This window comes from Clostridium sp. NkU-1, assembly GCA_001312405.1.
In genome coordinates, this window is the sequence record BBDR01000001.1 from 495,299 (window position 1) to 522,045 (window position 26,747).

At 41.6% G+C, this 26,747-nt stretch carries 30 protein-coding genes and 5 pseudogenes; 11 read left to right on the forward strand and 24 right to left on the reverse strand.

Translation table 11 applies throughout. The features are described 5' to 3' along the window. Positions 1 to 92: 92 nt before the first annotated feature. A complete protein-coding gene (locus JCM10519_RS02440) occupies positions 93 to 518 on the reverse strand; it encodes a hypothetical protein (RefSeq protein WP_054737817.1) in 426 nt (141 codons plus the stop codon). 662 nt (positions 519 to 1,180) lie between these two features. Here JCM10519_RS02440 and JCM10519_RS25665 point away from each other — a divergent pair. The 3 genes from JCM10519_RS25665 (at position 1,181) to JCM10519_RS02455 (ending at position 2,384) form a co-directional block, all read left to right on the forward strand. Beyond that, the gene (locus tag JCM10519_RS25665; protein ID WP_347842884.1) at positions 1,181 to 1,342 is read left to right on the forward strand and encodes a hypothetical protein; all 162 of its coding nucleotides are present in this window, start codon (positions 1,181 to 1,183) and stop codon (positions 1,340 to 1,342) included. A gap of 215 nt (positions 1,343 to 1,557) precedes the next feature. Beyond that, on the forward strand, positions 1,558 to 1,752 hold the full coding sequence (locus JCM10519_RS02450; protein WP_347842885.1) for a hypothetical protein: 195 nt from the start codon (positions 1,558 to 1,560) through the stop codon (positions 1,750 to 1,752). A 308-nt stretch (positions 1,753 to 2,060) separates the two neighbouring features. Further along, a complete protein-coding gene (locus JCM10519_RS02455) occupies positions 2,061 to 2,384 on the forward strand; it encodes an immunoglobulin-like domain-containing protein (RefSeq protein WP_054737819.1) in 324 nt (107 codons plus the stop codon). Between the two features lie 353 nt (positions 2,385 to 2,737). On the opposite strand, the gene JCM10519_RS02460 is transcribed toward JCM10519_RS02455, so the two are convergent. The 5 genes from JCM10519_RS02460 to JCM10519_RS25680 form a co-directional block, all read right to left on the reverse strand. Then, positions 2,738 to 3,091: a hypothetical protein gene (locus JCM10519_RS02460; protein ID WP_054737820.1), complete on the reverse strand. Its 354-nt coding sequence runs from the start codon at positions 3,089 to 3,091 to the stop codon at positions 2,738 to 2,740. Beyond that, positions 3,078 to 3,239, reverse strand: a complete 162-nt coding sequence (locus tag JCM10519_RS02465; RefSeq protein ID WP_347842886.1) for a hypothetical protein — start codon at positions 3,237 to 3,239, stop codon at positions 3,078 to 3,080. Before JCM10519_RS02465 ends, JCM10519_RS02460 begins: the two co-directional genes overlap by 14 nt. Before the next feature lie 222 nt (positions 3,240 to 3,461). Then, positions 3,462 to 3,887 carry a S8 family serine peptidase gene (locus JCM10519_RS25670; RefSeq protein ID WP_347842940.1) on the reverse strand — a complete coding sequence of 142 codons (426 nt, stop codon included), beginning with the start codon at positions 3,885 to 3,887 and terminating at the stop codon, positions 3,462 to 3,464. Further along, positions 3,814 to 4,473, reverse strand: coding sequence for a hypothetical protein (locus JCM10519_RS25675; RefSeq protein WP_347842887.1), 660 nt, complete (start codon positions 4,471 to 4,473; stop codon positions 3,814 to 3,816). The genes JCM10519_RS25670 and JCM10519_RS25675 overlap by 74 nt, the downstream gene beginning before the upstream one ends. 28 nt (positions 4,474 to 4,501) lie before the next feature. Then, positions 4,502 to 5,134, reverse strand: a complete 633-nt coding sequence (locus JCM10519_RS25680) for a S8 family serine peptidase (protein WP_347842888.1) — start codon at positions 5,132 to 5,134, stop codon at positions 4,502 to 4,504. Positions 5,135 to 5,365: 231 nt separating this feature from the next. Here JCM10519_RS25680 and JCM10519_RS02475 point away from each other — a divergent pair, with 231 nt between their 5' ends. Then, complete coding sequence (locus JCM10519_RS02475) at positions 5,366 to 7,042, forward strand: S8 family serine peptidase (protein WP_054737822.1); 1,677 nt, start codon at positions 5,366 to 5,368, stop codon at positions 7,040 to 7,042. A 25-nt stretch (positions 7,043 to 7,067) separates the two neighbouring features. Here the strand turns inward: JCM10519_RS02475 and JCM10519_RS25685 are convergent, their stop codons facing one another. The 15 genes and pseudogenes from JCM10519_RS25685 to JCM10519_RS25695 all read right to left on the reverse strand — a co-directional run bounded on the left by JCM10519_RS25685 (position 7,068) and on the right by JCM10519_RS25695 (position 18,196). Next, positions 7,068 to 7,298: an MscL family protein gene (locus JCM10519_RS25685; protein ID WP_347842889.1), complete on the reverse strand. Its 231-nt coding sequence runs from the start codon at positions 7,296 to 7,298 to the stop codon at positions 7,068 to 7,070. Next, positions 7,222 to 7,563 carry a large conductance mechanosensitive channel protein MscL gene (gene mscL / locus JCM10519_RS02480; protein WP_347842890.1) on the reverse strand — a complete coding sequence of 114 codons (342 nt, stop codon included), beginning with the start codon at positions 7,561 to 7,563 and terminating at the stop codon, positions 7,222 to 7,224. The genes JCM10519_RS25685 and mscL overlap by 77 nt, the downstream gene beginning before the upstream one ends. A gap of 145 nt (positions 7,564 to 7,708) precedes the next feature. After that, a complete protein-coding gene (locus JCM10519_RS02485) occupies positions 7,709 to 7,909 on the reverse strand; it encodes a hypothetical protein (protein WP_054737823.1) in 201 nt (66 codons plus the stop codon). Between the two features lie 123 nt (positions 7,910 to 8,032). Beyond that, positions 8,033 to 8,503 carry a 2Fe-2S iron-sulfur cluster-binding protein gene (locus JCM10519_RS02490; protein WP_054737824.1) on the reverse strand — a complete coding sequence of 157 codons (471 nt, stop codon included), beginning with the start codon at positions 8,501 to 8,503 and terminating at the stop codon, positions 8,033 to 8,035. A gap of 240 nt (positions 8,504 to 8,743) precedes the next feature. Further along, positions 8,744 to 9,361 carry an FAD binding domain-containing protein gene (locus JCM10519_RS02495; RefSeq protein WP_347842891.1) on the reverse strand — a complete coding sequence of 206 codons (618 nt, stop codon included), beginning with the start codon at positions 9,359 to 9,361 and terminating at the stop codon, positions 8,744 to 8,746. Then, positions 9,358 to 11,682 (reverse strand): annotated as a pseudogene (locus JCM10519_RS02500) (xanthine dehydrogenase family protein molybdopterin-binding subunit). The gene JCM10519_RS02495 and the pseudogene JCM10519_RS02500 overlap by 4 nt, the downstream one beginning before the upstream one ends. Positions 11,683 to 11,725: 43 nt before the next feature. After that, positions 11,726 to 11,896: a hypothetical protein gene (locus tag JCM10519_RS25690; RefSeq protein ID WP_347842892.1), complete on the reverse strand. Its 171-nt coding sequence runs from the start codon at positions 11,894 to 11,896 to the stop codon at positions 11,726 to 11,728. Further along, positions 11,883 to 12,803 carry a YIEGIA family protein gene (locus JCM10519_RS02505; RefSeq protein ID WP_347842893.1) on the reverse strand — a complete coding sequence of 307 codons (921 nt, stop codon included), beginning with the start codon at positions 12,801 to 12,803 and terminating at the stop codon, positions 11,883 to 11,885. Before JCM10519_RS02505 ends, JCM10519_RS25690 begins: the two co-directional genes overlap by 14 nt. Before the next feature lie 186 nt (positions 12,804 to 12,989). Continuing rightward, complete coding sequence (locus JCM10519_RS02510; RefSeq protein ID WP_054737826.1) at positions 12,990 to 13,547, reverse strand: SIS domain-containing protein; 558 nt, start codon at positions 13,545 to 13,547, stop codon at positions 12,990 to 12,992. A gap of 384 nt (positions 13,548 to 13,931) precedes the next feature. After that, positions 13,932 to 14,579, reverse strand: a complete 648-nt coding sequence (locus JCM10519_RS02520) for a putative N-acetylmannosamine-6-phosphate 2-epimerase (RefSeq protein ID WP_054737828.1) — start codon at positions 14,577 to 14,579, stop codon at positions 13,932 to 13,934. Positions 14,580 to 14,594: 15 nt separating this feature from the next. Further along, positions 14,595 to 16,089: pseudogene (locus JCM10519_RS02525) on the reverse strand (PTS transporter subunit EIIC). Positions 16,090 to 16,416: 327 nt separating this feature from the next. Beyond that, positions 16,417 to 16,854 carry a thymidine kinase gene (locus JCM10519_RS02530; RefSeq protein WP_347842894.1) on the reverse strand — a complete coding sequence of 146 codons (438 nt, stop codon included), beginning with the start codon at positions 16,852 to 16,854 and terminating at the stop codon, positions 16,417 to 16,419. Between the two features lie 612 nt (positions 16,855 to 17,466). Beyond that, complete coding sequence (locus tag JCM10519_RS02535) at positions 17,467 to 17,688, reverse strand: hypothetical protein (protein ID WP_054737829.1); 222 nt, start codon at positions 17,686 to 17,688, stop codon at positions 17,467 to 17,469. A 19-nt stretch (positions 17,689 to 17,707) separates the two neighbouring features. Next, positions 17,708 to 17,917 (reverse strand): cold shock domain-containing protein, encoded by a 210-nt coding sequence (locus JCM10519_RS02540; protein WP_054737830.1) that lies wholly within the window; start codon positions 17,915 to 17,917, stop codon positions 17,708 to 17,710. Positions 17,918 to 18,052: 135 nt separating this feature from the next. Then, complete coding sequence (locus JCM10519_RS25695) at positions 18,053 to 18,196, reverse strand: CPC_1213 family protein (RefSeq protein WP_347842941.1); 144 nt, start codon at positions 18,194 to 18,196, stop codon at positions 18,053 to 18,055. 297 nt (positions 18,197 to 18,493) lie between these two features. Here JCM10519_RS25695 and JCM10519_RS02545 point away from each other — a divergent pair, with 297 nt between their 5' ends. Further along, entirely contained in the window at positions 18,494 to 19,087 is a 594-nt protein-coding gene (locus JCM10519_RS02545) for a GNAT family protein (RefSeq protein ID WP_347842895.1), read from the forward strand. Between the two features lie 143 nt (positions 19,088 to 19,230). On the opposite strand, the gene JCM10519_RS02550 is transcribed toward JCM10519_RS02545, so the two are convergent. Then, on the reverse strand, positions 19,231 to 19,410 hold the full coding sequence (locus JCM10519_RS02550; RefSeq protein WP_054737831.1) for a hypothetical protein: 180 nt from the start codon (positions 19,408 to 19,410) through the stop codon (positions 19,231 to 19,233). Positions 19,411 to 19,438: 28 nt separating this feature from the next. Next, complete coding sequence (locus tag JCM10519_RS02555) at positions 19,439 to 20,083, reverse strand: hypothetical protein (RefSeq protein ID WP_054737832.1); 645 nt, start codon at positions 20,081 to 20,083, stop codon at positions 19,439 to 19,441. Positions 20,084 to 20,584: 501 nt separating this feature from the next. Between JCM10519_RS02555 and JCM10519_RS02560 the strand changes: the two genes are divergently transcribed. The 6 genes and pseudogenes from JCM10519_RS02560 to JCM10519_RS25700 all read left to right on the forward strand — a co-directional run. Then, the gene (locus JCM10519_RS02560) at positions 20,585 to 21,145 is read left to right on the forward strand and encodes a DUF4489 domain-containing protein (protein ID WP_054737833.1); all 561 of its coding nucleotides are present in this window, start codon (positions 20,585 to 20,587) and stop codon (positions 21,143 to 21,145) included. Positions 21,146 to 21,598: 453 nt separating this feature from the next. Next, positions 21,599 to 21,916, forward strand: a complete 318-nt coding sequence (locus JCM10519_RS02565) for a metalloregulator ArsR/SmtB family transcription factor (protein WP_054737834.1) — start codon at positions 21,599 to 21,601, stop codon at positions 21,914 to 21,916. A 111-nt stretch (positions 21,917 to 22,027) separates the two neighbouring features. Continuing rightward, positions 22,028 to 23,077 (forward strand): annotated as a pseudogene (gene arsB / locus JCM10519_RS02570) (ACR3 family arsenite efflux transporter). Between the two features lie 93 nt (positions 23,078 to 23,170). Further along, positions 23,171 to 23,518, forward strand: coding sequence for an arsenite efflux transporter metallochaperone ArsD (gene arsD, locus JCM10519_RS02575; protein ID WP_054737835.1), 348 nt, complete (start codon positions 23,171 to 23,173; stop codon positions 23,516 to 23,518). 32 nt (positions 23,519 to 23,550) lie between these two features. Then, positions 23,551 to 25,289: pseudogene (arsA, locus tag JCM10519_RS02580) on the forward strand (arsenical pump-driving ATPase). Between the two features lie 28 nt (positions 25,290 to 25,317). Continuing rightward, a pseudogene (locus JCM10519_RS25700) lies at positions 25,318 to 25,575 on the forward strand (arsenate reductase ArsC); the annotation flags it as partial. A 456-nt stretch (positions 25,576 to 26,031) separates the two neighbouring features. Here the strand turns inward: JCM10519_RS25700 and JCM10519_RS02585 are convergent. Continuing rightward, positions 26,032 to 26,385: an exosporium glycoprotein BclB-related protein gene (locus JCM10519_RS02585; protein ID WP_347842896.1), complete on the reverse strand. Its 354-nt coding sequence runs from the start codon at positions 26,383 to 26,385 to the stop codon at positions 26,032 to 26,034. Between the last annotated feature and the right edge of the window lie 362 nt (positions 26,386 to 26,747).

Here is a 26,747-nt window from a genome sequence, read left to right on the forward strand (position 1 = left end):
CACAAGCAATATTTGAGTTTTCATGACAATTTTAAAAATGATTATTAACTAAATTACTGATCATCAGCAGTCCATAATTACCACATATAAGCTTATTTTACGCGAAGTTGTTGTTTGCTCTGTTCGACAAACCAATCATCAACTGCTTGCTTACTAAAATATAATCGGTCGTTAAGCTGAACATAAGGGAATCCTGGCCAATCTCCGTTCAAAATACTATTTTGCAAATCAGACCGAAGTTCATTATCCATTTTGTCATAGTTATCGCCATAACCTTCGCTATGGCTTTCATCATAAGTCGGATATATACCTAAATATTGCTTCAAATCATCGATTTCCATAAGGTCAGGATAAGTATAGCTATCCGATATACTACCGCTAAAATTGCCCAGCATAGGGCGTTCAGCAATAACGTTTGCAAAAATCAATGTACCAATAATAAATCCGGCTACTGCAATTATTGTACATAACATCAAAGGAAAGCTATTTTTCAAGTCCCAGTTCTTGTCTGACTTCATTTAAACCTCCTAAATATTGAATTTGATTGTAATTTAATAAAATCAATCATTCATCAACAACTACTGCAATTTCTCCGACATGGTTAAAGTAAAATTTATTGATTATATCATTTTCTTGCAAAACTCTTCCAGAATAATCATTATAATTATCTAAAACTTAACACGCCTCTTCACACCACAATATTTTAGTTTCAACCGGATACTTTACTTGCCTTTCCACTTTAATCACCCTCCCTTTTTATAATAAATCCTTAAACTCTGCAATCGCCAACGCTATCTGTTTAGCAGTTCTCTTATTTTTTTTAATGCCCTCCCAATACTTATCCTATTCCAAAATTCATCATTAAATGCTGCCAATTCATCTTCGACATTTCAGTACGGAATCAAGAAAAAAACAACCGTTGATATATTTTTCCAAACACTACACCAGAAGAATATCCACTATAATCTGCCATAATTCTTTCCTCCATTTTATCACATCACTTATCATATATAAATGACATTCTCTCTTTTCCAGCCTCAATGTTTTTCTTTTCTAAACAGGCATATCTTTCTGTGATTCGAATATTAACACGATCATTGGAGTTATTGCCGGGGTATTTGCTGCTGGTTTAATTTTAATGATTGCACAGTATGCCAAATAGGAAAGAGAGGATAATTTTATGGAACAGATTATGAACTGTGTAAAACCGGAACTTATTTTGGTTGCAGTGGTATTATACTTTTTAAGGCATGGAATTAAGCAGAGCCAGGCGATCAAAGATACGTGCAGTCCGCTGGTTAATGGGGCGGCAGGCATTGTTTTGTACGGTAATCCGTCCTGACAACGAGTTGCTGCCAGGCAAGGCAAAAGGTAGCCATGGCGGTATTTATGACCATTACTCAGGGCGTATTAGTTGCAGATCTGAGTACATACGTGAACCAACTTATCAAGCAGACTGGAAAAACTGAATAATTCGAAATAGGAATTCCCGCACCGGTTTCACAACTTTTGGACCTGGTTGATCTTGGGCTTTTTCCTTTAATGGAGGAACGCAATTTGACAGCAGTTAAGGACATGATAGATAAATCAAAGACGTGGACAAGATATCTTCAAAAGAAAATTAATGCCAATCTTGACGATTTCACGGCCAATGCCGGCAGCAATAACTATACCTGCATTGCCAGGAATTATAAAATACATACCGGATACAGTTTCCAGGCGCAGAGTGGTGTGCCATGTTTGTATATTTAATTTACATTTTTACATAATTATGGTACGGTAATGAAAAAGAAGGTGCATCTTAACAAAAAGAATTCAACTAGAAGGATATCATCCCAATGGTTATTTGAGAATAAAAGTATAAAATAAATTGCAAAATCATCACAGAGTAAAAGGAATAGATAAGAAAATGAAGAAAAAAAGTATTTATCTTTGCTTCCATTGTTTCATTTTTTTTAATACTAATTTATAGCGGCAATATCAATTACAAAGATAATAATGATATAATCCCCCAAAGGTCTGAAAGCACATTAGTTTTAAATGATTTTAGTGGTGTAACCATGACGGTAGAAAGTGTAGTTGATACAAAGATTACAGTGTGTATTAATTATTCTGCTGATGATCCAGCCATATTTGGTGAAGATTATATCCTTGAAGTAAAAGATGGTCAAAAATGGTATCCTTTACCGGTTAAGGACAATATTATGTTTACTTCTATGGGGTATGGATTAAAAAAAGGAAGCAGTTTCCCGTGGTCTACTGATTTTGAGATATTATATGGTAAATTATCTGCCGGCCAATATCGAATAATAAAAGGGATTAGAATCGAACCACAACAGGAAACGCCTAAAGAATATTTTATTAGTGCTGAGTTTTCAATTTAATAGGTACTTATAGCCGACTTATACGGCTCTATTGCTTCTTGTTTCTTTTTTTTAGCTCTTCTTGTAATTTCTTTATTGGCGATTTTCGAACTTCTCTTGCCACAGTAATACTCTCCTATTGGCAACAGCTTTGTAGCAAAAGATGATGACAAAAATGAGAGAAGCCAGATAAACATAAGTTTATGGGACTTCTCTCACTAAAAAGGGGAGGATAAGTATTCACTCATCTTTGGTATAATCCTATTATGACCTTATCCAGAGGTTTTATACACATAAAACAAAGATTTTTTTCTTATACTGTCTCCCCATAATGTTTTTCCATTTTCTCTTTTAATTCTTTTAAATAAATCCTGTTAAGAGAAAGCATTGTTTCTTCTTTTTTTCCCGGCTCCTTTTTTTATTTTCTCCTCCAGGGCCTCGGTCTCTTTTTGATATTTGCAGATCTGGTCTCTCAGCATGGAACGGCTTGGTTTCTTCATCAGGGCCGGTAAATCAAGAGTTCTTATAAGAAAACGGGTCACTGCTTTCTCTGTATTTTCCTCGCTCTCATAGATTCTGCTAAAAAAATCACAGATTCCGTGATAAATACTATGGTGCTGCCTGATATTTTCTCCGGCTCTGCCGCAAACTGTAAAGCTTCCATCCCTTATTATGAAACAGACTGCATCTGCTTCCTCCTTATCCAGGCTGAATTTATTTTTTTTCAATTCCGTCCTGTTCCAGCCCCTCGTAAATGATATCAAAAATATACCATTTGAATCCGCTGATTTCAGCCGCTTTTTCAAGCTCTTCCAATCCGCTCTTTTTCGTTTCTTCCATTCCTTCTCCTCTTTCCTGTATCCTGTCATTTTTCATTGCCTTTCCTGAAAGCTGAAATAAACCAGCAGGCCAAACCAGCATCAGATCAGGGCAGGGCTAAAAGCCGGCTCTTTCATTATATCGAATGTTTTCAATATCCTCAATCATAAAATTAAAACGGACTGCAATACGCCCCGTTTTTAATAGAAAAAGAAATATCCATTGATCTGCTGTCTTTTTCAGGCGGATATTCCCAATCCATACCCCTGCTTGATTCGGTTAAATATTCGTAAGCCTTTCAAACAGCGAGTTAATATCGATCTGTCCATATCCCCAGATATTATTGGGATAAGTATTCGCGATAGTGCGCCGCGCTCCGCGTATAAGCAGACGGTTCACATCGTTTCCGGTTATATTGGTATAATTTCCCCTTGAAACGGCCCACTCAAAAACCATGGCAACAACACCCGCCGCCTGGGCTGCCGCAGATCCGCTTCCTGTTATGCTTCCATACTGGTTTCCCGGAACCGCACAGGTAATCTCATAACCCGGTGCTGCTATCTCCGGTTTAACGAATCCGGTTCTTGTATATCCTCTTCCTGATTCAGGCAGTACAGTGTCATTATACTGGTTATAAGCGGTAACCGTCAGAGGATTCGTTGAATTTCCAGGAGAAGTTACGGTAGTGTCCGGATTGGCATTTATAAAAAAAGGTCTCTTCCGAGATCTGGTCTCCTGACGGCAGCCAGGTATGAAAGGAAAATGGTCCATTATCAAGGTTTTGAACCCGAATGTTCCAGATTCCGGGAAGGGGGTCCTGAAAACGTATCAATACCAGCTGATCTCCGCTCTCCTCTTCAAAAATATAATTATTGATCCACACAACGCTCGGGTTAAATACGAAGGCAAATCTTCTGCATTCCCCCAGAGCCGGAAAAACCTGCCCTGTTGTTTCTCTGTTTGGAGCGATTATCTCTATGGCCAGCCTTGCCGGGGCAAACGGCCATATCTCAACGGAAAACAGTTTGTCATTTTCTCCAACCCTTAATTCAAAATTATTCACGAAGGGTTCCGCAGTAGTGCTGTTAAAGTAATGCCTGCGTTTGTTGGCTTCATTGCCTGCACTTATGGTTATTCCATTATGGGGCTGCTGTACCAGGTAATTGGTAAAAAAACTGGTTGCTCCCCGTCCGTCATGGCTTGACTGGTTTGTTCCCATTGCAATGCATATGGCAATGGGCCGGTTCAGCCTTCGAGCAACGGTAGTCACATAACTGATCCCAATGATCACATCCGACTCCTGATAGCATATTGCGTTTTCAGGAGTAAAAATATTTTTTCAGATTGTTCTTTGCCGGCTTCAGCTTTACAACCAGCAGATCGGATTCCGGGACAACACCGCTGAATGACTGCTCCAGGCTGGGTTTGCCCGCCGCCACACTTGCGATTGCAGTTCCGTGACCATTGGTATCCACAGAAGGAACTATGGATAAGGGATTTTCCGACTTAAGTGCAACATTGATATGCTCCCTGGTATATTCGGTGCCATACGTATATCCCTCCGGCGGCGCGCCCTCTTGTATGGTCTGATCCCATATGGAAAGAATACGGGTCGTTCCGTCATTATATAAAAATGCCTGATGCTGGTAATCAATCCCGGTATCTATGACTGCAACAATCACTCCCCGCCCAAATAAAGCTAAATAAGGGTTTCTCTGCACCGTTCCGATACCGGATCTTTCAAGGCTGACAGTGGAGCTGAGGGTAAATAGGGAAGGAAATGCATTATAAGGATACTTTCCCAAGTCACAGGGATTCGCTGAATCAACAGGGATATGAGCCAAAGAATTCCTTAAATGCATGGGAGTTATATTATCTCCGGTATCATATGTGGGAATCATAACATTACTGATAATCAAATCATAATAATTATCATCCAATATTTTTTGCATAATAAGGCCTCCCTGTCTACACTACTGGCGCATATGATATATTTTATGCAACCGGGCTCCTATTATGAGCATAAGAAAAGGGAGCCTGCACACGTTTCTGTGAATTATAATCGGCTAGAACCCAAACATCGGCAGCAAATGCCGCCTGCTTACAGACAACACTCATATCGGAAGCAATGCTGCATAAAATATATCATATGCTCTAAGCGATCTTATCAGGGAGATTTAATTATGGAAAAAATACTGGATAATAATTATTACGACTTGATTATAAGTAATTTATTAGTTCCTTCCTATGGTGTGGGCGATGATATTACATTGCTCAATGACAGGTTTTCCCTGCTGCATATATTCAAAAATAATATGCAGCCATGCGATCTCGGCCTAAATCCTTACCACGTTTTTCCATCCCTTTATACCCCTACTTCTACTATTACCCCTGCAGCCCCGGGGATGGATGTCGCCACGTCCCAAATGGATTACAACTTTTATGGACAGGGAATGATTATCGGCATCGTGGACACTGGTATTGATTACCAGCATCCGGCATTTCTGAATAATGATAAAACAACCCGGATCTTTTCCATATGGGATCAGACACAGCAGGATGGAACACCTCCTAAGGATTTTACCTTTGGTACGGAATATACAAAAGCTTCCATAAATGACGCACTGCACAATGAAAATCCTCTTTCCGTTGTTCCTTCAACCGATGCAGTTGGCCACGGCACAGCCATTGCAAGCATCATTGCAGGCTCTCCCAGCACTGACAATTCCTTTAGCGGCGTTGTTCCAAATGCAGAGCTGGCTGTCGTAAAATTAAAAGAAGCTAAGCCGAATCTTAAAATGATATTTTCTGTTTCGGAAGACAAACTATGTTTCCAGGAATCAGACATAGTTCTTGGAGTACGTTACTTAGTTTCCATAGGCCAGCGATTGAAACGTCCTATGATCATATGTATTGCTTTGGGCAGCAGTCAGGGCAGTCATGATGGCCGGGGTGTTTTGAGCACCTACTTAGAGACTCTTGTTCAGCATCCTGATCTGAATGTTTGTATATCTGCAGGAAATGAGGCAAACAACGGCAGGCACTATTTTAACAAAACTATTTCCGCACCCTACTTTAATGATTTCCAGTTAAATATTTCAGGAAGTGACAAGCAGTTCTTTATGGAACTCTGGGCACATATTCCCGGAAGGCTTTCTATTGAAATTTCCGCACCAAACCGGGAAACAATCCCATTTATTAATCCTACTTTCAGCCAATGCCAAAAGTTTGTTTTTCAGAGCAGCCAGAGCATTGTCTGGGTAAATAATATGGTCTTTGAACGGGAAAGCGGCGACCAGCTGATTTTATTACGGTTTGAGAACCCCCTTCCCGGGATCTGGTACTTCCGCGTCCAAAGCACGGAAAATGAACCTTTTTCTTTTAATTCCTGGCTGCCCAGCGGAGACTTGATATCAACCGGAACCTTTTTTTTAAATTCCAATCCGGATACAACCATAACCTCTCCCGGGAATTCCAGACGTACCTTGACCGTTGCTGCTTATAATCAGCTGACCTCCAATATCCTGGATGAATCAGGAAGAGGTTTCACAAGAAGCGGCTTTATTAAACCTGATATTGCGGCCCCTGGCTATCAGATTCCCTGTGCGCTTCCTGAAAATCAATATGGAACCTTAACAGGCACCGGCGCTTCTGCTGCCATTGCAGCGGGTGCATCTGCCATTATTTTTGAATGGTCTCAGGGCATGGGAAACTTCACTTATATTACAGGCGAACAGGTCAACCGCATAATTATAAGAGGAGCGTTTCGTAATCCTGCCTACAGCTATCCCAACAATATATGGGGATTTGGGCAATTGGAGGTGAACCATGTATTAGACCGCATTTCCATGCTCTTATAGCTTACAGCACCGGATTTCTATCTCTTTAATCTTCCTGGACTGTTTCCGGCTGTATATCCAGCTGGCTTGTACAATTGGGGCAGCGGGTGGCATTTATATTGATCCGGGTAAAACAATATGGACACTCCTTGTCCGCAGGAGCAGCCGGCTCTGCCTGCTGCTTCTTTCCGCGCAGGGAATTAATTACCTTTATCATCATGAAAATAACAGAAGCCATGATTAAAAAAGTTAATAACAGCTGTAACAAAGGAACCATATGCAAATACCGGCCCCAGAGCCTGTGCGGCCTGAAGCGTGGAAACATCTGCGCCTTGCGGAGCAGCAAACAAAAGCACGAATTTATTGGTGAAGTCTACTCCTCCGGTAATCACTCCGATCAGAGGAGATATGATATCCTTTACCAGGGAATTGACAATTGCCTGGAAAGCAGCACCGATAATAACACCAACTGCAAGGTCCACCACATTCCCGCGCAAAACAAATTCTTTAAACTCAGCTATAATACCTTTTTTATTTCCCATTGACATTCATCCTCTCTTACAGATTTATGAAACCTGTTGGTAAACTTTGGAATTATATTATCATAAGACAGTGGATTTCGCAATTATAGTTGAACTGCCAATTAAAAAGCGGGTCCGGAATACCGGATACCCGCTCATCCTACTATCAGCCTTGCCTATCTTTTGGTACCTCTGCAGCATGGATCATTGCATCCATCTCTGAAACCGGCACAATATGCCTCTCTTTTTGCTTCTGCACAAGGATCCACGTTACTTTTGTTACAGCATCTATTATCACAGGATTTATTGTCACAGCAATTATTGCGGTTGCAGCCACAAGACCAAGAATTAGAACATCCCATATCATACACCTCATCTCATAATTATACCTTATTGTATGGGCTAAACAGACAAGATGTGAATCACAAATATAAATAACTTTTTCGTAAAAACCTGTTTGAAAAAAAGCTCAGGTACAACCCCGTATTTCTCAATTATAAGTCGCTGATAAGATTGATTTTACGGCATTTTCGATTTCCTCATAACCGGTACACCTGCAAAGATTGGATTGCAGCCATTCTTCTATAATATGATCATCTGCATCGGGCTTGTACATGGCCAGAGCATGGCAGACCATAAGAAATCCAGAGGTACAGTAACCGCATTGAAATCCCCAGTTTCTTATAAATGCATCTTGTATGGGAGCGTTTTCTAACCCCTCCACTGTGGTTATCTTATGACCGACTGCCTCTGCCGCCAGCATCAGGCAGGCTTTGACAGGCATGTCATCAACCAATACCGTGCAGGCACCGCAATCTCCGTTCTCACAGCCGCTTTTGGCTCCTGTTAAAGATAATTCTTCCCGAAGGACATGAAGCAGCGTGTAGGATGGCTTAACCATAACGGATTTATCTTCACCATTTACATTAAGAACAATTATACTGTTTCCTGATAAATGCATACAATCCCTCAATTCCTGAAAGGATCATCCGATCTTTTCAAAATTAATAAACATTTCCTGAAGCATATTTTCCAATACGAATTCTCTATACTCCCTGCTTCCTGATAAATCACTTTTACAATCACTGTGGACTAAATTTATGACTTTTTTTAATTTTCTGTTCCACGCTGTATGATTTATGGTTTATGATCTTTTCTGATAAAATGACAGGATTATGGCCATATCCGGTAATCGCCGCTTTTATGGCCTTCTTATTTTTTTTAATGCCGCCATGGTAATCAATGGATAATCTATTTTCTCCTGTCTGGTTCTTTTTACATGATTGTAAGGTAAATTCAAATCACTTTCTTCAATCAATATGGATACCAGAAATTCTCCTTCTTTTAGCTGCAGTTTTCCATTGAACACCTTTGAAAATGGTAATTCGGCCAATCCTCTCCTTGTCATTACCTGCAAGGAACAATCACTTATCATCAGCGGTAAGGCTGCCTCCCGGTACTTGATGGTGCCGGCCAGATTGCCGCCTACGGTAATTTTCCCCTGAATCGTGTGATCTGCAATTCTTTTTATGGTTTTGGACAACAGGGGATATGCATTACATTCCGCAATGCTTGTAAGGGTCTGTGCTGCTCCAATCCTGAATTTCCCGCCGCTCACCTCAAGCTGGCTGCATTCCGGTATTCCTTTTAAATCAATGACCGAATCAAATTTTATACTATTTACCCTGGCCATACTGATAATTTCCGTACCGCCCCCATAATAAACAGGCTTTTTGTTATTTGAGAGCAAGTCATGATAGCAGCCGAATGCTTCCTCCATGCTTTCCGGTTTGTAGTAATCAAAATCAAAAGGAATCATAGTTTAGACCTTTCCCTCCATATGAATTCAGGCGTAATGGGAAGCCGGTTTACATCGATTTTAGCCGCCAAAGAGATGGCATTAGCCAAAGCGGCAGATATTCCAATAATACCGTGCTCTGCAATGCCCCTGGCTCCATAGGGCGCATCGATCTGTGGTGTCTCTACAAAATCAACCAGATATTCCGGATTTTCTCCATAACGGATCATTTTATAGGTGCGAAAGCTTGTATCTTCTACAATCCCCTCTTCATTGCAGACAAAATCCTCACTGGTACCAAGTCCAAGCCCCATGCACATGCCGCCCATGACCACCCCTCTTGCAGTCTTGGGATTTATGACCTTGCCGGCATCAATCACAGTAGCCGCTTTTAGCAGCCGGTAGGTATGCTGTCTGGTATCATATTCAATTTCAACAGCCTGGGCACCTACCGTCCAGCTCCGTCCGGGCGTCCCCCGTCCCGTCGCCTCATTGAGGGGTGTAAGACGATTCATGACGTAGCTGCCCCGTCCAATAACCGGCCCTTTAAGGGAATTGCCATTGGGAAATTTGTAGCCTTTTACCAGATCCTTAAACATGATATAAAGCTCTGGATCATGCTTTACAAAAATCATCTTATTCTCAAAATCCAGTTCTTCAGCAGGACAGCGCAGGGCAATTGACGCCAGATCCAGAAGCTGGGATATGGCATCATCAGCCGCATTCAATACGGCCCGTCCTACCATGTAAGTTGTCATGCTGGCAACGGTTTTCCATAAATACGGGGTTGTCTGGGTATTTACATCAAGCTTTACATAAACGTCATTGACACTGATTCTCATTTTTTTCAGCCAGTATCTGCGCTGCCGTTGTTTTCATCCCCGGCCCTATCTCAGCCGCACCGCAATCCAGGTTCACGCTCCCATCAGAATTAAAGGTTAATACCGCGCTTGCACCTGCATCGGTAGGGGTATCCGAAGTCTTGATCAGACAGCTGATTCCTTTTGCCCTGACCAAACCATTCTCTCCTGCTATGCAGGCACCTTCTTTCCAGTTAATGATCGTTTTTAACCTCTCAAGGCATTCTGCCGCATTCCCTGTGTTGCTGGCGGTGACTTTGACAAGGGTTGGAGTTAAATCGCCGGCCTGAACCAGGTTTAAACGCCTTAACTGGAAAGGATCCATCCCTATTTCGTATGCCAGCTTATCCATCATTCTTTCCAGGCAAAAGGTACGTCCCTCATGTCCGAAACCGCGGAAAGAGGTTATATAAGGATGGTTTGTGTATACGCTGTAGCAGTCACATTGGAGATTTGGTATCCGATATGGCCCGGCGCAATCAACTGCGATTGCTTTTGTTATCTTGGGAGAAATATCAGAGTATGCCCCCGTATCTATCTGGAATGTCATTTCAGCCGCCATGATCTGTCCGCTCTTTTTCGCTCCCAGCCTTATGGTTCCTTCCAGCCCCAAATGACATGGAGAGGTGACCATATCTTCCTCTCTCGTATTGGCCAGGTTGACCCATTTTCCTTTTACATGCATTGCCGCGATCACTGCCAGAATCTCTGGCTGCACACACGATTTTCCTCCGAATGCACCGCCGACCAGGGGAACCTGGACTACAATCTTTCCTTCCGGAATATTAAAATACTTGCTGAGCAGCTCCTTGACCTCATATGGAGATTGAGATGATGTCTTGATCATTACACTGTCATCCGGCTTGATCATGCAGTGAACTGCCCTCGTTTCCATGGCAGCGTGATCAGACTGAGGCAGGGAAAAGCTGCCCTCTGCAACAATTTCGCTTTCCAGCCAGCCTTTCTGCATATCGCCTTTTCTGATTTTCTGATGATGGCAGATATTGGTTCCTTTTACGGGGTAGACCTCTTCAGTTGCTTTTGTATATGACATGAGAGCTTCATGTATTATAACAGGGTTCCTTTTAAAAGCTTCTTTCACAGAATTTACAACCGGCAGGGGCTTATACTCTACCAGTATCTTTCCCGCTGCAGCCTTTGCCTGCATTTCATCATCTGCGACAACAATGGCAACCGGTTCACCGTAGTAACGGACCTTTTCTCTGGCTAAAGGAGGCCTGTCCTGAAGCATGGTTCCGCACAACACCTGATAGTCTTTTGCCGTGATGACCGCTTTTACTCCCGGCATTGCAGATGCTTTACTGGTATCTATGGATACGATCTGGGCATGAGCATGGACACTTGTTAATAATCTGCATAAAGCATAGGAGAATCCGTGAAATCATTTGTGTATTTAGCCGCGCCTGTTACTTTATCTTTTGCCTCTTTTCTTACTGTATTTTTCCCCAGCTGGGTTTCCATTGGCCACCTCCTAAAAATATTCTATCTGCTGATTAATACGTGATCACCATTTTTTTAGCTGTACCACATCGGCTCGAAGTGCTTTCCCCAAATCAGTCAGACATATTTCACGCTCCTCTGAATCTGGTATATAAAGAGTCAAAGGATCGCCTGATATGATTCTTTCTTTGTTATCTGTTATATAAACTAATATCTCCGGACTACTCTGCCCCATTGATATCCCCTCCAATATTAATATCCATAATTGTATTGATTTTCCTGCTGTTTTCCAGTACGGGCGTTTTCTTAATTACATCTATTATAGCATCAGGATCACGAATAATTGGTACAAAAGCCAATAGCAGCTTTCCTGTTTTGTAATTTTTTCTGGTAAAACTGTACCGCTTCACGCCAAAGGTCCTGGTAGCTTCAAAAAGCATGGCCTGCCTCTGTCCATAATTCTCAATCGTGATTCTGAATTTATCGTTTTTCGGCTCTATGACAATACCGATTCCCTCTTTTAAAAATAATTCTCTTATTCTCCCGGTTCCCAGCACATTGGTAACATACATGCCATCCACAAGCAGATCCGAATGGTCTATGGTTATTTTTCCTTCTTTTATATTGCAGATATCACCGATGCATTTGCCTTTTGTCATTCTTGTCAGGAAATAAATCATACAAATGCCGCTGACTGCAGCAACCATTAAGTTTATAACCAGATTTTCCACAGATAAAATACTTAAAATCAGTACAACAAACAGGGAGGTAAGCATAGATAAATAATTTCTGGATTCATAGGTTTTGGCAATGCCGTCAATATAAGCGGCCCCTCGTTTTGAATATTCTGTTTTTTCCAGATCCTCAAGACTGTCTTTTTCTGTTTTTCTCACTTCCCGGAAATGCTGGATGGCTAAGGCAATAAAAGTAACTGCCGTGAATTCTTTGTCCAACAGAGCCGGTATCGCAACAGAGCCCAAAGCAGAAGCCAGCATTCCTATTACTATGTTAATAAAAACACCGGTAGGATAACTGGGGTTTTGACGGGTATCAATGCGAAGGGTAACGAAACGCGCAATCGTTCCCATTGCTATACCGCACAAGATGATAACAAGATCATGAAATGCTATTGTTTTCTCCATAATTTTATAATGGCATCACTTGTGAAACCATAATTCTCCAATCTTAATTTTAAATTATTATCTCCTTTTCATGCCACAATATGCAGAAAACAGAAGTACTATAAGAATCCTTTCATTAAAAAAACCAGGAGCGGCTTTGAAATGGAAATTCAAAGCTGCTCCTGGCACTTCTTATTTTAATGCATTCTATTTTAAATGAGACTGTTTTACAATGGTTTCCACCGTAATATTCATCTTTTTCTTCCGGACTTCATCCTTTAGAAGAATCAGGCAAAGAAGATCGATCGTATAAAGAGTCGCCAACTGACTGTTTACAAATCTTTCCTGATCAACGAACAATGGATTTACTACGGGAAAACAAAAATCAGCGCACTGTGCGATCGTGCTGTCAGTAAAGCTGGTCAGGCAGATAAGCTTTGCTCCATTTTGTTTCGCCGCCCTGACAGCATTGACAACCTCCGCAGTTTCACCGGATATGGAAATAGCGATTACCAGATCTCCGGGGCCCAAAATCGAGCTGTAAATCACCATTAAATGAGAATCGGTCACACTTTGCACATGAAATCCCATACGGGATAAACGGAGCATGGTCTCACAGGCAGTCAGCCCCGAGGATCCCACTCCGAAAATATAGATATTGCCTGCCGTGGCGATCTGGTCTGCCAGATACTCCAATGCCTTCTTATCTATCATCTGATTGGAATGTTCGATCACGGTCTTGTAAAAATCATAAACCTGAGTCACAAGATCATCCGAATGGGCAATCTTGTTTCCTGCCCCTGCGCTTCCAAGCTGGATTTTCAGCTCTGCAAAAGATTTTCCTCCAACTTTTTTTACAGAAACGTGTGATTGTGCCGTCAGATACTCCCACAGTAGCTGCCAGAACAGAGATATTCATATTCCGGATATTATTGCCTTCCTTCAAAATGTAATCCGCGATACTTCGTTCTTTATCTGTAAACGTATTATATTTTTTTTGAATTGATGAAAGAATGTCCATATTGATACCTCTTGTGCTTTCGTCTTAAATTTGTGAAAATTGAACCCATATTTTATAAAGTGTTCTTATTATATCACTTTTTAGTAAAAACGAAAAGATTTCAGAGGAAACAGAAGGAAGGCGTAAATTTATTTATTAACCTTTGATACTGCCTCGGCAAATCCACGGGTAATGCATTGAGGGCGTGTGATGGCCGTTCCTACTACTACTGCGTAGGCTCCTAATTCAATGGCCCTTGCAGCCTGTTCCGGTGTGTTGAAATTTCCTTCTGCAATAACAGGATGGGTACATTTCGCAATCAAAGACTTTAGTACCTTAAATTTATCCAGTCCTTGGGACTGAGGCGTATATCCCAGCAGGGTCAGACCCACAAAGTCAAAACCAATTTCGTCTGCGCGCAGCCCCTCTTCTTCTGTTGAAATGTCTGCCATAAATTTTTGGTGAGGATATTTCTCATGAAGCTTATACAGAAAATCCACATCCTGATTTTTGGTGGCATCCACTGCCACTACATCAACACCGGTCCGGACCAGCGCGTCCACCTCTGCAAATGTGGGGGTGATATAAGGCTTGCCTTCCTCATATACTTTTTTGATAATTCCGATAATCGGAAGATCCACATTTTTCTTGATTTCTTCAATATCTTCCACGCTGTTTGCACGAATACCGACTGCGCCTCCCTCTTTTGCTGCCAGAGCCATACGCCCCATAATGAATGAACTGTGCAGGGGTTCCTCCGGAAGCGCCTGACAGGATACAATCAAACCTCTATTCATAAGTATCACATCTCCCTATTCTTCGCCGATTATGTCGTTTATTTTTGATTTTATCAGATCTGCCTTAGCTCCAAATATTGCCTGAATGCCGCCTTTTACCTCCAGTACGGACGCAGCGCCTTCCCGCTTAATGGCTTCTTTATCAACCTTGCTGATATCCTTTACTGCCACACGCAGGCGGGTAATACAAGCATCACAATCTTCAATATTTTCCTTGCCGCCTAACGCTGCAAGCACGCGAAGAGCTGTTTCTGCAATTGTACCCTTTGTTTCCACATTTACCTCATCATCTTCTCCTTCCTCGCGGCCTGGAGTCGGGATATTAAACTTTGTGATCAGGAAACGGAATAATACATAATATAGAATCGCCCAGAATACTCCCACCACCACTACATAGATCCAGTGAGTTTTGGCATTGCCCTGCAGGACTCCAAATAAGGTAAAGTCAATGATTCCGCCGGAAAAAGTGTTTCCGATGCGAACGCTTAAAAGATCGGCAATCGCAAAGGAGAGGCCATCCAAAAATGCATGAATCACATACAGCCATGGAGCTACAAACAGAAACATGAATTCAATGGGTTCCGTAATACCTGTTAAAAATGATGTCAGAGCCGCTGAAAAGAATAAACCGAATACCAATTTACGCCGTTTTTGAGGAACACAGTGATACATTGCAAGACATGCAGCCGGTAAACCGAAAATCATCGTATCAAAACGGCCTGCAAAAAAATCGCGTACCCTCGGTGTACATTCCTGTAAAATTAGGATCAGCCAGCTGGGCAAAGAAAATTTTCTGAGCACCTGCAATTTCCTGTCCCCCTACAGTAGCAACTCCGCCTAATTCCGTATACCAGAACATGGGATAAATCATATGATGCAGGCCTACCGCTCCGCAAAGCCTCATCAAAAATCCATACAGGAATGTTCCAAAAACTCCCATGCTTGCAATGGCCTGGCCGCTGGAAACCAATAATGACTGAAACGGAGGCCAGATCAGGAAGAATATTGCGCCCACAAAAATTGCCGCAAATGAGGATATGATCGGTATAAAACGGGAACCTCCGAAAAATCCCAGAAACGGTGGCAGCTGTATATTGCGGTACCGGTTATGGAAATAGGTAACCATACAGCCAATAATAATAGAGCCTACAACACCGGTATCAATTGTGTTGCCCTCCGGCTTAAAGACTGACAGCAATGCACCGATGGACGCATTCATGACCAGAAAAGCAACCGCAGCTGCCAGGCCTGCCGTTCCTTTGTCCTTTTTTGCAAGCCCCACAGCCAGACCAATACACATGATAAGTGACAGATTCCCAAACACCACTTCTCCCGCTTTACTCATAACAGTAAATAATGCCTGCAGAGCAAAGATGTTCAAAAATGGATAAGCTGCAATCGTGTTTGGATTGGACATTGCCCCGCCGATCCCTAACAAAAGACCTGCTGCAGGAAGAATGGCGATTGGTAACATAAATGCCTTACCTAATTTTTGAAGCTGCTTAAACATAAATATATACCTCCTCCTAAGGCGCATATTGTACAACTGCTGTTTCAATATGCCATTTTTTTTGGTTACTTTTATTATATTTGATAAAATTATTTTAGTCAATCTTTTTTTTAATAATAATTATTTTAATCAAGCTTTAATTGTAATTTGAATAGTATTTTCTTTGAGAAGAACAAACTAACTGTTTTCCAGACAGCCAGTGTATGTGCAGACAAGCCTTTTCAGGCACTTGAGACAACAAAAAACGAATATATGTTCTTTTGCAGCTGCTTTTTTTTACCGGGGCCAACGCCCCGGCTGATAGTAAGCATATGAATTTGTGTAAATCTATTGTTTGATTTTACCTTCTTTATAGTGTTTACGGCACAATGAAATGTATTTATCATTTGCCCCCATTAATATTTGCTGCCCTTGTCTGACTACGTTCCCATCTTTATCAATTCTTGCATTCATGTTTGCACTGTTACCACACCAGCAAACTGTTTTTAGTTCCTCAATTTCATCTGCCAGTTCCATCAAGCGTTTGGAACCTGGAAAAAGATGGGATGTAAAGTCCGTTCTAAGACCGTAACAGAAAACTGAAACATCGCATTCATCAACAATATTAGAAAGTTGTTCTATATCATTTTCTGAAAGAAATTGTACTTCATCTACAATGATTGCATCCAATTCTTTGATTGAATTATAATCGTAACCCTTGAACTCAGACCATAAAATGCAATCTGCTTCCAGCCCGATCCTTGATCTGATTTTCGTTTTTTTCATCCCTGGTTTCTGCATCAGGCTTTATTAATAAAACGTTTTTCCCCTTTTCTAAGAAATTATATCTTGTCATGAGTGCGTTAGCTGTTTTAGAACTCCCCATTGCGCCATATCTAAAAAAATAATTTAGCCATTCTTTTCTCCTCTGTTATAAATATAATATGTCCATGTTTCATGTTTATTTAACATGAAATCATGAAGACTATAATAAAATAAATAAATCATTTTTACAATAGCCATAAGTGTAAATTAGCTGGTCGAGCATTTCGGAACGGTTCTTGGCTGTTATCCCTCAGATGCCCGTCTTTCTCTCTCCCACCTTCGGCTAAGAACAATTTGCTGGAGCTATGTAATATAGCAGCTATCGCTGCTTGTCAGGTGAGCTTTTACTCCACCTGACACAAGTAAGTCCTCCCCCGCCACTTAGTGCTTTTCGCATTTGAAATGGGAAATTACCTGATTCAGTTAAACTCTTTGTAACAAAAAAAGAATAGGGACGTGTTTCCCTACTCTTAATAGTACGAATTGTCTACCACAAGGTAGTTTTTTATATTAGCATAAAAAAAGTTTTAGAAATTGGCGTTTATTCAAGAATCTTTTTCACAGACTCCATTCTTAGAAGTCACTGGATTGGCTCTTTATATTGCAGCCAACATTTTCGATACACGATTTAATTGTATTTTCGTCTGTTGATTGATTGTATCCAACTTCAATCGAACCTCTTGCTGCATCAACATTGACCATAGTAATTCCATCTATTTTATCTAATGCATTTTTAAGCTGAGTTTTAACCTCCGAATTTTGTATGCCTGATATATCATAATGAATTTTGTTCATAAGATAACTCCTTTACAATTTAAATTTTATGGACATTTAGAGCAGATAATCCTTTGTCATCCTGCTTAACGTCAAAATTGACAGACTCACCCTCATGTAAATCTTTATTATGAGTTTTTTCTTTCACTTGTGAATGATGTACGAAAACATCCTGACCTTCGTTTGTTGAGATAAAGCCATAGCCTCTTTCGTTATCAAACCATTTTACTACACCAGTATAATTAGACATGTTGACAGCCTCCTTACAAATCGCCTATAAACCGATAAAAGTCTCATAGAAACTATTTACTTATATGTGGAAATAGTTTCTATACTTGCCTGCTTTTTTCGGCTGAACGTGAGATATTTTAATGATATTAAAAGTCTAAGATTCTTTATCTTTCGAATTATCTGCCTTTAACCCGAATACGGCCCGAGCACTTTCTGCTTGCGGATTATGCTTAATATGCTTTGAATGAAAAGTACCATCTTCTTTTTTATGATTTTTTTGTACTTTTTTTTGAATTATCTTTGCTCATGGTCTGCCTCCTTTTATTATAAATCTATTTTAAGTATGGCATTCCTTTAAAAATTTCATTCTATGATTGCTTTCCAACTTAAACCAGATTTTTTTTGACGGCTTGCAGGTTTGTATGCCCTTGTAATTTTGAAATGCAGCCGTTAATGGCAATGGTAAATCAGGCGCCTTGTCTGCTCAGTAATCATCTGATTTGACGGATCACTGCACATTGGTAATTTAATATTGATAGTTGGTAATTAAAGAAGTATTATATTAATATAGTTCTTTTTTAAAGGAGAAATAGGTGTGAACATATTAACATCACGTTTACAATTGCGGCCTTTTACAGAACAGGATTTAAGCGATGTTTTTGAATATTGCAATCAAGCAGGGGTTGGAGAGATTGCAGGCTGGCCTGCTCACAATTCAATATTGCAGACGAAGAAAATCCTTTCTGAATGGATACTGCAAAAACGGAAATTAGCAATAGTTTGGTATGAGAATGGAAAAGTACTTGGACACATTTCCATTGATGAGGATTCAGAAGAAGGACGTGAGGATACCAGGGAACTTGGCTGTGCTTTAAATCGTGCTTATCAACGACGAGGTATTATGTCAGAGGCAATAATTGCAATTCTTGATTATCTGTTTAATCATGGTATTTCATACATTTGGGCATGTTGCTTTCAAGAAAACTTAGCTTCAAAGGGAATGATTGAGAAGTGTGGATTTATATTTCAACAGGAAGGAACTTATCATTCAAAAGAACTTAATAAAATATATTGCTCTTTTGAGTATCGCCTTTCTAAAAAAGAGTGGATGGAACAAAAAAACAAGATTCGAAAGTCCCGAACAACTAAAATAAATACAAAAAAACTACCAACTATCAGTATTAGCTAGTAGTTCTTAATTGCCTTAAATTTGAAAAACCAGTATTTAAAGGCGCAAATCGTAGTAAAGTCTTTATAAAAGGGAGAAGCCGGCAGGATCGTGGAAATCCTTCCGGCTTTTTGAAAAGAAGCTTTCCATATTAAAATCAATGCTTATCTTAGTACGCCGTTTTCATCTGGAATAAATGTTTTGGAAGATGTAAGCATGCGTCCGTCTTTTTGGAGATAGTATGTATTGCCCTCCAGGGTGATGAAACCTGTTCTCATAATTCCAGTCTCAGGATCCAGGTAATACCAGTCATTGTTATCACTCAGCCATCCTGTATATACCAAGCCATTGATATCATAAAAATACCAGGAATTATCTTTTTTTTATCCAGCCGGTCTGCTTATCTGATGTACTGGAATCTGGGAATACCATAATCTTTGAAACAGTATTATCATTTGACCAGACCAGGCAATTGCGTCCTTTTGACAGGTTATGGACTGTAACAATGTTCCGGGTTAAATATGGAAACAGTTTACTTTGATCAGTTATGCTGTATTGCTTCCCTGTATCAGAGGTGAGGATTCCAGTCTGCCCGTCTGAGTTTATATTCATAGACGCTACAGTTACATATTCCGGGACCTGATAATCAGCCGGGACTTTACACAGCACTACAATGGCATTTGATATTGGCGGCAGACTAAGGGTCATGGCCGGACTAATATCAGCATAGATAAATTCACCATTCTGTATCTGTTCTGCGGCTACTGGATCTCCGCTGACGGAGTTTAAAATCTTTGACTCAGCGGAAAGGTTCAGGATAATTTCCTGGCCTGCGCTGGCACCGTCTTTCCGTGTCATACGAAGTCTGTCTTCGGAAACTGAGGTTACTGTTCCGTAGATACGTATGGAGTTGGGCAGTGAAACCGGCTCCTCTGCATGTGTTATAATAGCACTTCCTGATAGGACTAATGCCAGGGAGCTAACGCCGGTTATCAATAACTTTAAAATTTTATTCATGATTTATCCTCCTTCTTTTTATTAAATTAGTATAACAGGAAAACCCAAATTTTGGCATTACAATATATTTACAATTTGCTTAATGAAAATTGCAATTTATTATTTGGTTTTTTAAGATATTACGTTTTTCCTAATTAAAATTTAAATAGCACCTTTCTGGCAGTCCAGGGAATCTAAGTAATATGGGGATTCCCTCTCCATTCTAAAGTAAATGCATATATGAGAATACCAACTTTTTTTCCTAAATATTTTGTCTGGTTTTTGGAACGCGTGTTCCCCACCGGGATGTATCCCATTTTTTACATAGTTTGCTACTCTCCAAATTGTGTCCCCAGCAGAGAGTAAATAAGTATCCTGTGCAGAGGCCTCCTCAATGCCTGATTATACTGTACTATAAATATCAGGGTAAAATCACGGAGAATTAGTTTTAGAATATAATAGATTATGAAGATTTAGACAACTTCTTTTAAAAATGCAAAATCAGGCTAAGGAGGGCTTTTTATGAATGCCAATGAATACGGTGACGGATGCGAAAATATAGAAACATGTTATGATTGTGAGCATAAAAGCAGTGAAAATAAATGCGTTTGTAAATTTGAAAGAATTCCCGAACCTCTAAAACCTAATAGGACACGCCTGAAATGTGGTGTGTCGTCAGGATCTGTAACGCTTCCTGTCGCGACTCTTCCCGGAGTTACATTTACATTAGCTACTGTAAATATAGAAACAGAAGGTATGAATCATCCATGTATCCAATTAGAATTTGCAAGTAATATCATTACTACTTCTGCATCTCTAATTCTTAATTTCCAGATTTTTAAACAATGCAGAAATCAATTGGCACCTATTCCTATTGGACGAACTTGGACATTTTTACCACTTGTAGAAGTTACGGATGGGAATATCTTCTCATTCTCTATATGTGATTGTGATATGGCCTGTGATGAATGCTGTATCTATAGTGTAATAGCTACTCCAGCTGGCGTTGCTACTGCAGGTATAACAACTATTAACAATTCATCTCTTACTGCTATTATTGTTGATGCCACATGTGGATACTAAGGTGAACGATTACAGCTTACTCTATGAATTTAAGAGGCAGAAAGGCGAGTCCTTACTATTGGGATACTCGCCTTTATTTATATACGATTCAACTGGTCTATGTGTTGGTCTCCTGCACGCCATTATCTCTTCCAGGACATATGGGGAACTGATGAGCCATCCGGCCTATATGGATTCTTATCTGCTCCAATCCTACTCATACAATTTGCTGCGCCTTGCAAAACCGAATTTTATGGTTAGCAGCAAAGCAAAAGATATTTATCAGAAATATCCGGTCGAATTGATCCATTACAGTCAGCTGTGCTCATGTAGCACAGAGGCATTGGAAATCTGTTTCCCATTCCATCATCCATTATAATTTACCAGATGAGAAAAAAACGTAAAATAGTATTGACATTTCTAATATTACAGCATACTATTATATATAGAAAAAATTCTATGTGAGGTTGTACGATGGAAGAAAAATATATTCAGAACGCCAAAATCCTAAAGGCCTTGTCCGACCCAAAGCGATTGCGAATTGTCGATATGCTTTCCTGTGGGGAGCTGTGCGCCTGTAAGATTTTAGAGAAATTTCATATTACCCAGCCAACCCTATCCCATGATATGAAAGTACTTATGGACGCTGGTTTGGTGAAAGCGAGGCCAGAGGGTAAGTGGATCTATTACTCATTAAATGATGAACGCCTGCAAGCTTTTTATCAGCAGTTAGGAGAGGTGTTCACTTCAAAACCTGATTGCATCTGCCATCGTAAAGGGGGGGACGTATAAATGCATTACTGCCACCGCTGTTGTCGGTGTCATGTTCCTTAAAGGAAATTTGACATCGACAAAAAAATTGTCGATACATAGAAAAAATTCTATATGATAGGAGCATGAAATATGAAATCTGAAAAACATACAGATCTGGATTTTTTTCAAAAATATCTCACCTTTTGGGTTATTCTCTGCATGATAACAGGGATATTAATTGGAAAGTTTTTGCCAGCTATCCCCGCTTTTATGAATCGGTTTGAGTATGCAAAAGTGTCAATACCAATGGCGGTTTTAATCTGGCTGATGATTTACCCCATGATGATGAAAGTGGATTTTCAAAGCATTAAAAATGTTGGCAAAATCCCAAAGGACTGTTTGTCACATGGGTTACAAACTGGCTTATTAAGCCATTTACCATGTATGCAATAGCCTCGCTCTTTTTCTTTGTGATTTTCAAGGCATATATCACCCCAGAGCTGGCAACGGAATATCTGGCAGGCGCAGTGCTTTTGGGAGCTGCCCCATGTACTGCTATGGTTTTTGTGTGGAGCAGTTTAACGAAAGGGAATCCTGCTTATACCGTCGTACAGGTGGCAACAAACGACCTTATAATTTTAGCAGCCTTTGTGCCTATTGTTAAATTCCTGCTTGGCGTTTCAAATGTCGCGGTACCGTGGAACACTCTGATTTTATCGGTAGTGCTGTTTGTGGTCATTCCGCTGACAGGGGGAATGCTGACCCGTACATTGGTAATCAATAAGAAAGGTATCGATTACTTCAATCATACGTTTGTCAGGAAATTTGATGGTGTTACAACGACAGGCCTATTATTAACACTGGTACTGGTTTTTGCGTTCCAAGGCGAAACCATAATCCGTAATCCGCTGCACATTGTTTTAATCGCTATTCCTCTTATTATTCAGACGTTCCTTATTTTCTTTATCGCTTACTTTACTGCCCGGCTATTAAAGCTGCCCTATTCCATTTCCGCACCAGCTGGAATGATCGGCGCATCCAACTTTTTTTGAACTGTCCGTTGCTGTGGCAATCGCCCTGTTTGGCACCAGCTCTGCTGCTGCGCTTGCTACTACCGTTGGTGTCTTGACCGAAGTGCCGGTCATGTTAATATTGGTAAAGATCGCAAACAGTACACAAAAATGGTTTCCAAAGGAATAAAGGAACAAATACCCCCTGCCGTTAACTAAGAATCCGGAACGCTTCTTGGCGTGACGTGAATCTAAAATAAATTCAATGAAAGAAGGTATCTCTATGAAAAAAATGCAAATCTTTGAACCCGCTATGTGCTGCTCGACCGGACTTTGCGGAGTAGGGGTTGACCCTGAACTGCTTCGTATCTCAACGGTTCTTGATACGTTGAAAAAACACGGTGTAATCGTTGATCGTTTCAATCTCAACAGCGCACCCATGGAATTTGTAAATAACAAGGCCGTCAATGATTTCATCAACGAAAAGGGGCCGGACGGCTTACCCGTTGCTGTAATGGACGGAAAAATCGTTCTAACTGGCAGGTACCCCACCAATACGGAATTTACGGAATGGCTTGGCCTGCCCGCCAATCTGCTGGGAAAACCAGCAAAAAAAGGCGCAGGGAAATGATGGATGCTGCTGCAAAGGAGGCTGTTGCTAAAATGAATTTATTTGACCCTCGTGCCATCAGACTTACAAAGTACCTCTTCTATACCGGCAAGGGCGGCGTGGGAAAAACCAGCGTTGCCTGCGCCACCGCTGTATCGCTGGCAGACAACGGAAAACGGGTGCTGCTAATCAGTACTGACCCAGCTTCTAATTTGCAGGACGTTTTTTTCCATAGAGTTGACAAACAAGGGGACACAGATTCCTGACGTGCCTAACTTGGTTGTGGCTAACCTCGACCCAATTCAAGCTGCTGCCGAATATCGTGAAAGCGTCATTGCCCCTTACCGCGGCAAGCTTCCTGACACGATTCTTGCCAACATGGAGGAACAGCTTTCCGGCTCCTGTACTGTGGAGATCGCAGCATTCAATGAATTTTCCAGCTTTATCACAGACGGTAAAGTACAAGAGGAATATGACCATATCATTTTTGACACTGCACCTACTGGTCACACTCTGCGTATGCTCCAGCTTCCCTCCGCATGGAGTAATTTTATCAGTGAAAGCACTCACGGTGCGTCCTGTTTGGGTCAGCTTTCCGGTCTGGAAAGTAAAAAGGAGATTTACAAGCAGGCTGTGGAAACTCTGGCAAATAGGGACCTGACCACATTGATCCTTGTGACGCGCCCCGAAACAGCACCGTTTAAAGAAGCGGCGCGGGCTTCCGGTGAACTTTCCTCACTGGGCGTTCACAATCAAATGCTGATAATTAATGGTGTACTGACCCAATTCAGCGACACGCTTTCTTCCAGCCTTTACGAGAAACAGCAGGCCGCATTTAACGCAATGCCGGAGCGCTTGCAAACGCTTCCGCGCTATATGGTGCCATTGCGTGCCTATAACGTCACTGGGCTGGAAAATGTGCGTGCCTTGCTGAATACCGACCATGTGACTGTACGGACGGAAACACTGAACGCTGCCCATGTCCCTGCGCTGAATCATGTAATAGGTGAACTCGCGGCAGGCGGTAAACGTGTTATTTTCACCATGGGTAAGGGAGGCGTAGGAAAAACCACTGTCGCCGCTGCTATCGCGTTGGGCCTCGCAAAGCGCGGAGAAAAAGTTCATCTTACTACCACTGACCCCGCCGCACATCTGAAATTTGTATTGGACGAAAGCTGCGGCGTTTCCATGAGCCATATCGACGAGGCTGAAGAACTGAAAAAGTACCAGTCTGAAGTGCTTCGCAAGGCACGGGCGTCTGGTATAAGTGACGAGGATATTGCCTATGTCGAGGAAGATTTACGTTCTCCCTGTACACAGGAAATTGCCGTGTTTCGTGCCTTTGCGGAAATAGTGGAGAAAGCCGACGATCAGGTAGTTGTAATTGACACTGCGCCTACCGGCCACACTCTGCTTTTGCTGGAATCCACACAAAGTTACAATCACGAAATCCAGCGAACAAAAGGTGAAATTCCTGACTCAGTAAAAAAAGCTCCTGCCACGGTTAAAATCCGATGAAACCGAAGTTCTTATTGTGACTCTGCCCGAAGCAACCCCTGTTTATGAGGCACTGCGTTTGGAGGACGATTTGAAGCGTGCGGGTATATCTACTCAATGGTGGATTATCAATCAGTCCTTATTCGGCACTGACACCACCAATCCCATATTGGCGGCAAAGGCGGCAAATGAGGTTGAATGGCTTAATCGTATTAATGAACATGCTGACGGTAAATTTGCATTGATTACATGGAGCGCCGATGAAATCAAAGGTGACCGTTTGCTCACGCTTTAAAAGGACGGATGAGTGGGCAAAGGAGCACATTTTTGTTCACAATTCTTGCCGTAGTCAAATTGCCGAAGCTTTAGGCAGCCATTTTGCAGGTAATTTAATGGAATGCTACTTGGCAGGAACGGAAACCAAACCACGAATTAGCTAAGATGCTGTGCTCCTTATGAAGCAGCTTTACAATATTGATATAGAGGCGGCGCAGTATAACAAACTATTGTTAGAAATTCCAGCCGCAAGCATTGTGATGACTATGGACTGTAATGTGGAATGTCCGTTTCTACCCAGTAAATACTATAATTGTTTATAAAATCCTTATTATTACCATTCAAAGTTTTCCACAAATCAAAGAAATGGCTTAAATACGATATCTTGTGCTATTTTATTGTATAGTGCGTTACTATTAACTTTCATTTAAACCCACATCCGCAAACCGGAAAAAATCAGGTTTCCTAAACTGTTTCTGATCCCGGTACCATTTACCAGAGTCACACTAGCTGATGATGAAGTTTACAATTCTAACTGCGGCCCTGGGGGCTTTGGAAGTGCCCCGGCTGGTTCAGCGGGGCTGGTGAGGTCTATCGGTTTCGCACCACCTGTAATCTAAGGAAGACCGAAAAAACCTTTGAGGGGTTTAATAAGGAAAACGGGACGTCTGCAAACAGACGCCCCGCCCCTATACTAATTCATACGAAGCAGCGTTATCATCTTAAAAACACACGATTGTAAGGACTGCTTTATGAGCTTCTTAGGAAATTCCAAGTCCAGCACTGGCATAGCCTGCGACGGTGGCTGCTAAATCAAGACCAGCCGTGACCTCTGCGGAGAATACCAAAAGCAACCTGGTTCCTGCAGTAACAGGAATGTTCAGCCCGGTGGTGATACCGCTGCTGATATTGCCGATAGAAATTAATCCCGAAAGTGGAGGCGCTAGCGTAACCACTGCACCCGGCACCTCAACGAAGGTGTTGTTAGGTGTGGTGGATTGGAACAGCTGAGCGGATACTGTTACGGTTGAGCCAATCAGGCTGACCCCAGCGCTAATGCTCAAATAACCGGCCAAGGAGGTAATAATCCCAGACCTGGGCATGGAGAACGCCAAGTTCGTCAGCCCCTGCAGATTGATTGTTCCGCTGGCGGCTGAGATGCAGGAAGGTTGCTCCCGAATCCAACTGCGCTGGAGGTGTTAAGCAATCCTCCGAGTACTGTGGTCAAAGTAACAGGTGTTCCAGACGCAAACGGAATAATTGCTCCATCTCCCGCCAAGCCTGTGGGGCCGGTAGGCCCGGTTGGTCCAGTGGGGCCGGTTGCTCCAATTGGGCCCGTATCACCGGTAGGTCCCGGTTGCTCCGGTTGCTCCAATCGGTCCCGTTGGCCCGGTTGCTCCGGTTGCTCCAATCGGTCCCGTATCACCAGTAGGTCCGGTTGCTCCGGTTGCTCCAATCGGGCCCGTTGGCCCGGTTG

Coding starts and splice junctions, on each gene's coding strand:
- JCM10519_RS02440 (WP_054737817.1), bottom strand. CDS start 518: ATGAAGTCAGACAAGAACTGGGACTTGAAAAATAGCTTTCCTTTGATG.
- JCM10519_RS25665 (WP_347842884.1), top strand. CDS start 1,181: ATGGAACAGATTATGAACTGTGTAAAACCGGAACTTATTTTGGTTGCA.
- JCM10519_RS02455 (WP_054737819.1), top strand. CDS start 2,061: ATGACGGTAGAAAGTGTAGTTGATACAAAGATTACAGTGTGTATTAAT.
- JCM10519_RS02465 (WP_347842886.1), bottom strand. CDS start 3,239: ATGAAAAATGACAGGATACAGGAAAGAGGAGAAGGAATGGAAGAAACG.
- JCM10519_RS25680 (WP_347842888.1), bottom strand. CDS start 5,134: ATGCAAAAAATATTGGATGATAATTATTATGATTTGATTATCAGTAAT.
- JCM10519_RS02475 (WP_054737822.1), top strand. CDS start 5,366: ATGGAAAAAATACTGGATAATAATTATTACGACTTGATTATAAGTAAT.
- JCM10519_RS25685 (WP_347842889.1), bottom strand. CDS start 7,298: ATGGTTCCTTTGTTACAGCTGTTATTAACTTTTTTAATCATGGCTTCT.
- mscL (WP_347842890.1), bottom strand. CDS start 7,563: ATGGGAAATAAAAAAGGTATTATAGCTGAGTTTAAAGAATTTGTTTTG.
- JCM10519_RS02485 (WP_054737823.1), bottom strand. CDS start 7,909: ATGATATGGGATGTTCTAATTCTTGGTCTTGTGGCTGCAACCGCAATA.
- JCM10519_RS02490 (WP_054737824.1), bottom strand. CDS start 8,503: ATGCATTTATCAGGAAACAGTATAATTGTTCTTAATGTAAATGGTGAA.
- JCM10519_RS02495 (WP_347842891.1), bottom strand. CDS start 9,361: ATGATTCCTTTTGATTTTGATTACTACAAACCGGAAAGCATGGAGGAA.
- JCM10519_RS25690 (WP_347842892.1), bottom strand. CDS start 11,896: ATGGGGCAGAGTAGTCCGGAGATATTAGTTTATATAACAGATAACAAA.
- JCM10519_RS02505 (WP_347842893.1), bottom strand. CDS start 12,803: ATGGAGAAAACAATAGCATTTCATGATCTTGTTATCATCTTGTGCGGT.
- JCM10519_RS02520 (WP_054737828.1), bottom strand. CDS start 14,579: ATGAATAGAGGTTTGATTGTATCCTGTCAGGCGCTTCCGGAGGAACCC.
- JCM10519_RS02530 (WP_347842894.1), bottom strand. CDS start 16,854: ATGAAAAAAACGAAAATCAGATCAAGGATCGGGCTGGAAGCAGATTGC.
- JCM10519_RS02535 (WP_054737829.1), bottom strand. CDS start 17,688: ATGAACAAAATTCATTATGATATATCAGGCATACAAAATTCGGAGGTT.
- JCM10519_RS02540 (WP_054737830.1), bottom strand. CDS start 17,917: ATGTCTAATTATACTGGTGTAGTAAAATGGTTTGATAACGAAAGAGGC.
- JCM10519_RS02555 (WP_054737832.1), bottom strand. CDS start 20,083: ATGAATAAAATTTTAAAGTTATTGATAACCGGCGTTAGCTCCCTGGCA.
- JCM10519_RS02560 (WP_054737833.1), top strand. CDS start 20,585: ATGAATGCCAATGAATACGGTGACGGATGCGAAAATATAGAAACATGT.
- JCM10519_RS02565 (WP_054737834.1), top strand. CDS start 21,599: ATGGAAGAAAAATATATTCAGAACGCCAAAATCCTAAAGGCCTTGTCC.
- arsD (WP_054737835.1), top strand. CDS start 23,171: ATGAAAAAAATGCAAATCTTTGAACCCGCTATGTGCTGCTCGACCGGA.